Consider the following 5,223-nt stretch of genomic DNA (forward strand, 5'->3'; position numbering starts at 1 on the left):
GGGACCGCCTCGACAATCTTCTGGCGCACCGCCACCTGAGCACGGTTCTTCAAATAGTCGTCGGGTCGCATGCCAATCTGCTGCAGCATATATTCGAACGTTCTGCGATCGAACTGGCCGCCCGGGCCTTTGAAGGCCGGGTCTTCGCGTGTCAGCTCGGCCAGCCGGTCTTTGGAAAGTCCGAGGCCCAGCTTGCGGGCCTGTTCATCGAGAACGGCACCCGAGACGAGCTGCGCCAGCACCTGGTTATCGACACCGAGCGCCTTTGCCTGTTCGTGGCTGAGACGTTGGCCGAACTGCTGCGACATGACGGCGAGCTGGCGATCATAGGCGAGACGGTATTCGTTGATCGACACTTTGGTGCCGCCAGCGGTTATCACCGAATCATGGCCGGCCAAACCGCCCATCAGCCGTCCGGAAACGCCCCAGACCAAAAAGCTGAGCACCAGCAGCACCAACAGCCCCTTCGCGACCCAGGTGCCTGCCGCGCTTCTCAATATACCAAGCATTTTTACTTCCGATTTATGCGCATTTTCGCATGCGCCGAGTCTGAAACAAGCGCAATAGCGCCCTTCCGGCCCACTGTCGATTGCTTTGTGGCCTGATTTTGGTAGTGAGGGCCAGAGCCCCGATATCATCCGGAGAAGCAAACCCATGACGCCAGGAATTCGCCCGCTCGTCGCCGGCAACTGGAAAATGAACGGCACCAGCGCCTCCCTCAACGAGCTCAGGATGATCGGCAACGGCTTCATGAGTGGGCTTGACGCGGAGACCGAAGCGCTGGTTTGCGTTCCCGCAACCCTGCTTGCCCACGCCGCCGAGATCCTGTCGCGCACGCCGGTGCATGCCGGCGGCGAAGATTGCCACACCAAGGAGAGCGGCGCCTACACCGGCTGCATCTCGGCGGAAATGCTCAGGGATGCCGGTGCGAGCCATGTCATCGTCGGCCATTCCGAATGCCGCGAGCAACGCGGCGAGGATGACGCCACTGTCCAGGCCAAGGCATCCGCCGCGTGGCGTGCCGGGCTTGTTGCCATCATTTGCGTCGGCGAAACGCATGAGCAGCGTGAAGCGGGCGCCACGCTGGACGTGCTGTCGCGGCAGGTCGAGGGCTCAGTCCCGCCAAGCGCCACCCCGTCCAACACCATCATTGCCTATGAGCCGGTATGGGCGATCGGCACCGGCCTGACGCCGACAGCGGCCGACGTCGCTGCGGCACACGCACATATCCGCGAAAAGCTATCGGAAAAGCTCGGCGGCGTCGCGGCGAAGGTGCGCATTCTCTATGGCGGCTCGGTCAAGCCCTCCAACGCGGTCGAACTGCTCGGCGTCAGGAATGTCGACGGCGCGCTGGTTGGCGGCGCCAGCCTGAAAGCGGCGGACTTTCTCGGCATCGCCGAGGCCTATCGCAATATTGCTTGAAGACATTTTCCCTGCCGGACAGGGCTTCCGGTGCACGAAATCGTTGCAAAGGACGGGTTGCTTCCCATATTCCGGCCACGGGCTTGGAAATGCCGTCAAAGCATTGTATTGAGCCGCCTCCAATTCACCGGTCGTGTCCGCGGCCGGGCAAGGCCTTGCCAGGATAAACTATGGAAACCGTACTGATCGTCATCCATCTCATGGTCGTGCTCGCCCTTGTCGGCGTGGTGCTGCTGCAGCGTTCCGAAGGCGGTGGCCTCGGCATCGGTGGCGGGTCCGGCTTCATGACCGCGCGTGGTGCGGCCAATGCGCTGACGCGTGCGACGGCGATCCTGGCGGCTGCCTTCTTCGCCACCTCCTTGACCCTGTCGATCGTCGCCCGCTACGGCGAAAAGCCGATCGAAATCCTGGACCGCGTGCCGGCGACCTCGGACGGCGCCGGCAAAGGCGTGCTCAACCAGTTGCCTGGAACCACAACTCCGGCGCCCGCGGGCACCACCACGCCGACGCCGCCTTCCGGCAACGATGCTTCGGCTCCTGCGACTGCCCCGGCCACTGCGCCTGCCGCCGGCTCGACGCCGCCGGCGACCAACGGCACGGCTCCCGCCGCACCGGCGACCCCGCAGGTTCCAAACCAGTAGTCCTCGGTGCCTGAACCGCGATCTGTGGTCGTTTGAACACAGTCGCGGCAAATGCAGCGAGATCACGAAGATTCGACGGGGTGAGGCATGGCCCCACGCTTGAGGCGGCCGCGCTTATTCGACTATAGATTGCACGCGGCATTTCCGGCGCCCTTGGGGGGCGCTGGGCGACGCCGTGGCAACAAGCATAGAACGATCGGATCTTCGCCATGCAGCTTCGCAGCTTCATTTTCCTGGGACTTTGCGCCGCACTCGGCGTGAGTTCCCCCGCTTTCGCAGGCGTTCCGGCCAATATGGCCGCACAGCCTTCGGCTGAAACAACTTCTGCCATCAACGTCGCCGTCAAGAGTGATGCGTCGCAATTGAAGCTTCTCAAGAAGAAGAAAAACCCGACGCCCGACGACCTCGCCCAGATCAAGAAGATCGAGGCCAAGATCGTTGCCGACAAGGAAGCCGCCAAAGCCAAGGCGCTCGAAGCCAGGAAGCTGGCAATGCGCGAGGCGGCAAAGGCCAAGGCCGACGCGGAACGGCAGGCGTTCCTTGCCAAGAAGGGCAAGAGCGCGCCGGCAACCGAGGTGGCCGATGCCAAGCCGGCCAAGAAGCAGGCTGCCAAGATCATCGAGCCTATCGAACCGATAGCGCCGATCCAGTCGGCCGAGCCGCTTCCGGCGGAGGCCATGAACGTCGCCCTGACCGGCAACAATGGCGAACTGCGCAGCGAAGTCATCGGCCAGAAGAAGCCGAGCGGCGGCGGCCTGTTCGCCGGCCTTTTCGGCGGGACGTCGTCCGGCTCCTCGATAAGCTATCTTCCCGAGACGCGGGCTCTCGATCAGGCTCTCGCCAAGAGGGAGGCCAAGAAGCAGTTCAAGGTGAAGCCGGAATTCGTGCCGCAGGACGTGGAATTCACTGGTTACGATGCCGGCACCATCGTCATCGACACCAGCGCGCGGCGCCTCTACCTCGTCGAATCATCTTCCACCGCGCGGCGCTACGCCATTGCGGTCGGTCGCGAGGGCCTGCAGTTCAAGGGCACGGTCGCGGTCGGTGACAAGCAGGAATGGCCGCGCTGGATCCCGACGCTGGACATGCAGAAGCGCGAGCCGAAGCATTACGGCCAGTATAAGGACGGCATGCCTGGCGGTGGCCAGAATCCGCTCGGCGCCCGCGCCATCTATCTCTATGACGGCAAGAAGGACACGCATCTGCGCATCCACGGCACCATCGCGCCGCAGTCGATCGGAACCAGCGCCTCTAATGGCTGCTTCCGCATGATCAACGAGCACGTCATGGATCTCTACAGCCGCGTCAGGGTTGGCACCAAGGTCGTCATCATCTGACGTTTTCGTCATCCTGCCGAAAGGGCCGGCTCAGCCGGCCCTTTTGTTTTGCCCTGTTCACGATCCGAGCGCCTTCTTGGGAAAAAACCTTCGCGGTGGTTTTTTCTCTGGCGGAATCAATCCGGCCGCGTTAAGCGATGACTCCCATGGCGCGATATGTATTCATCACAGGCGGCGTGGTTTCCTCACTTGGAAAAGGCATTGCCGCAGCGGCCCTTGGGGCTCTCCTGCAGGCGCGAGGCTATCGCGCACGCATCAAAAAACTCGATCCCTATCTCAATGTCGATCCGGGGACGATGTCGCCGTACCAGCATGGCGAGGTTTTCGTCACCGACGATGGTGCGGAAACCGATCTTGATCTTGGCCATTACGAGCGCTTCACAGGCCGCTCCGCCAACCAGCAGGACAACATCACCACCGGCCGCATCTACAAGAACATCATCGAGCGCGAGCGGCGCGGCGACTATCTCGGCGCCACCGTGCAGGTCATCCCCCACGTCACCGACGAGATCAAGAATTTCGTCCTCAACGGCAATGACGACTATGATTTCGTGCTGTGCGAGATCGGCGGCACGGTCGGCGACATCGAGGCGATGCCGTTCCTGGAGGCTATACGCCAGCTCGGCAACGACTTGCCGCGCAACAATGCCGTCTACGTGCATCTGACGCTGATGCCCTATATCCCGACGGCCGGTGAGCTGAAGACCAAGCCGACTCAGCATTCGGTCAAGGAACTGCGCGGCATCGGCATCGCGCCCGACATCCTGCTGGTCCGCGCCGACCGCGCTATCCCCAAGGAAGAGCGCAGAAAACTGTCGCTGTTCTGCAATGTGCGCGAAAGCGCCGTGATCCAGGCGCTCGACGTGCCGCATATCTACGACGTGCCGATGGCCTATCACAAGGAAGGGCTCGATTCGGAAGTCCTGGCCGCCTTCGGCATCGATCCGGCGCCGAAGCCGCGTATGGAGCCGTGGCAGGCGGTGTCCAACCGCATCCACAATCCGGAAGGCGAGGTGACCATCGCCGTTGTCGGCAAATATACCGGCCTCAAGGACGCCTACAAATCGCTGATCGAGGCGCTGTCGCATGGCGGCCTGGCCAATCACGTCAAGGTCAAGCTCGACTGGATCGAATCGGAGATCTTCGAAAAGGAGGATCCGACGCCGTGGCTGGAAAAGGTGCATGGCATCCTGGTTCCCGGCGGCTTTGGGGAGCGCGGCTCGGAAGGCAAAATCCTGGCGGCGAAGTTCGCGCGTGAGCGAAAAGTGCCGTATTTCGGCATCTGCTTCGGCATGCAGATGGCCTGCATCGAGGCGGCGCGGTCGCTGGCCGGCGTCGAGCATGCGTCTTCGACCGAGTTTGGTCCGACCGAGGAACCGGTCGTCGGCCTGATGACCGAATGGCTGAAAGGCAACATGCTGGAGAAGCGCCGCGAAACCGGCGATCTCGGCGGCACGATGCGGCTCGGCGCCTATCAGGCCGAGCTCGCCAAGGGCTCCAAGATCGCCGAGATCTACGGCGACACTCAGATTTCCGAGCGCCATCGCCACCGCTACGAGGTCAATGTCGACTACAAGGAGCGGCTTGAGGATTGCGGCCTGGTGTTCGCCGGCATGTCGCCCGACGGCGTGCTGCCGGAAACGGTCGAATACCCGGACCATCCCTGGTTCATCGGCGTGCAGTATCATCCGGAACTGAAAAGCCGGCCGCTCGACCCGCATCCGCTGTTCGCCAGTTTCATCGAGGCAGCGGTGGAGCAGAGCCGGCTGGTGTAGGCCGGTCGGCCATGCAGACCTATGTCGCGCTGCTTTACAGCATCATTC

Annotated in this window: 5 protein-coding genes; 4 read left to right on the forward strand and 1 reads right to left on the reverse strand. The window is 62.6% G+C overall.

Annotated features, from left to right (window positions below; genetic code table 11):
- On the reverse strand, positions 1-509 hold a 509-nt coding region (locus EN994_RS16810; protein WP_206530415.1), incomplete at its 3' end, for a SurA N-terminal domain-containing protein.
- Between the two features lie 145 nt (positions 510-654).
- Here EN994_RS16810 and tpiA point away from each other — a divergent pair.
- From tpiA to EN994_RS16830, 4 genes are all read left to right on the forward strand, one after another.
- Positions 655-1,422, forward strand: a complete 768-nt coding sequence (tpiA, locus tag EN994_RS16815; protein ID WP_013531736.1) for a triose-phosphate isomerase — start codon at positions 655-657, stop codon at positions 1,420-1,422.
- A 170-nt stretch (positions 1,423-1,592) separates the two neighbouring features.
- Positions 1,593-2,063, forward strand: a complete 471-nt coding sequence (gene secG, locus EN994_RS16820) for a preprotein translocase subunit SecG (protein ID WP_127307664.1) — start codon at positions 1,593-1,595, stop codon at positions 2,061-2,063.
- Positions 2,064-2,272: 209 nt separating this feature from the next.
- Complete coding sequence (locus tag EN994_RS16825; protein ID WP_013531734.1) at positions 2,273-3,400, forward strand: L,D-transpeptidase; 1,128 nt, start codon at positions 2,273-2,275, stop codon at positions 3,398-3,400.
- Positions 3,401-3,537: 137 nt separating this feature from the next.
- A complete protein-coding gene (locus EN994_RS16830) occupies positions 3,538-5,175 on the forward strand; it encodes a CTP synthase (RefSeq protein ID WP_013531733.1) in 1,638 nt (545 codons plus the stop codon).
- Positions 5,176-5,223 lie beyond the last annotated feature (48 nt).

This window comes from Mesorhizobium sp. M7A.F.Ca.CA.002.09.1.1 (assembly GCF_003998555.1).
Classification (GTDB): domain Bacteria; phylum Pseudomonadota; class Alphaproteobacteria; order Rhizobiales; family Rhizobiaceae; genus Mesorhizobium; species Mesorhizobium ciceri.

What these genes read in the sequence shown, in the direction of transcription:
- tpiA (WP_013531736.1), top strand. Translation starts at nt 655, where the DNA reads ATGACGCCAGGAATTCGCCCGCTCGTCGCCGGCAACTGGAAAATGAAC.
- EN994_RS16830 (WP_013531733.1), top strand. Translation starts at nt 3,538, where the DNA reads ATGACTCCCATGGCGCGATATGTATTCATCACAGGCGGCGTGGTTTCC.
- secG (WP_127307664.1), top strand. Translation starts at nt 1,593, where the DNA reads ATGGAAACCGTACTGATCGTCATCCATCTCATGGTCGTGCTCGCCCTT.
- EN994_RS16825 (WP_013531734.1), top strand. Translation starts at nt 2,273, where the DNA reads ATGCAGCTTCGCAGCTTCATTTTCCTGGGACTTTGCGCCGCACTCGGC.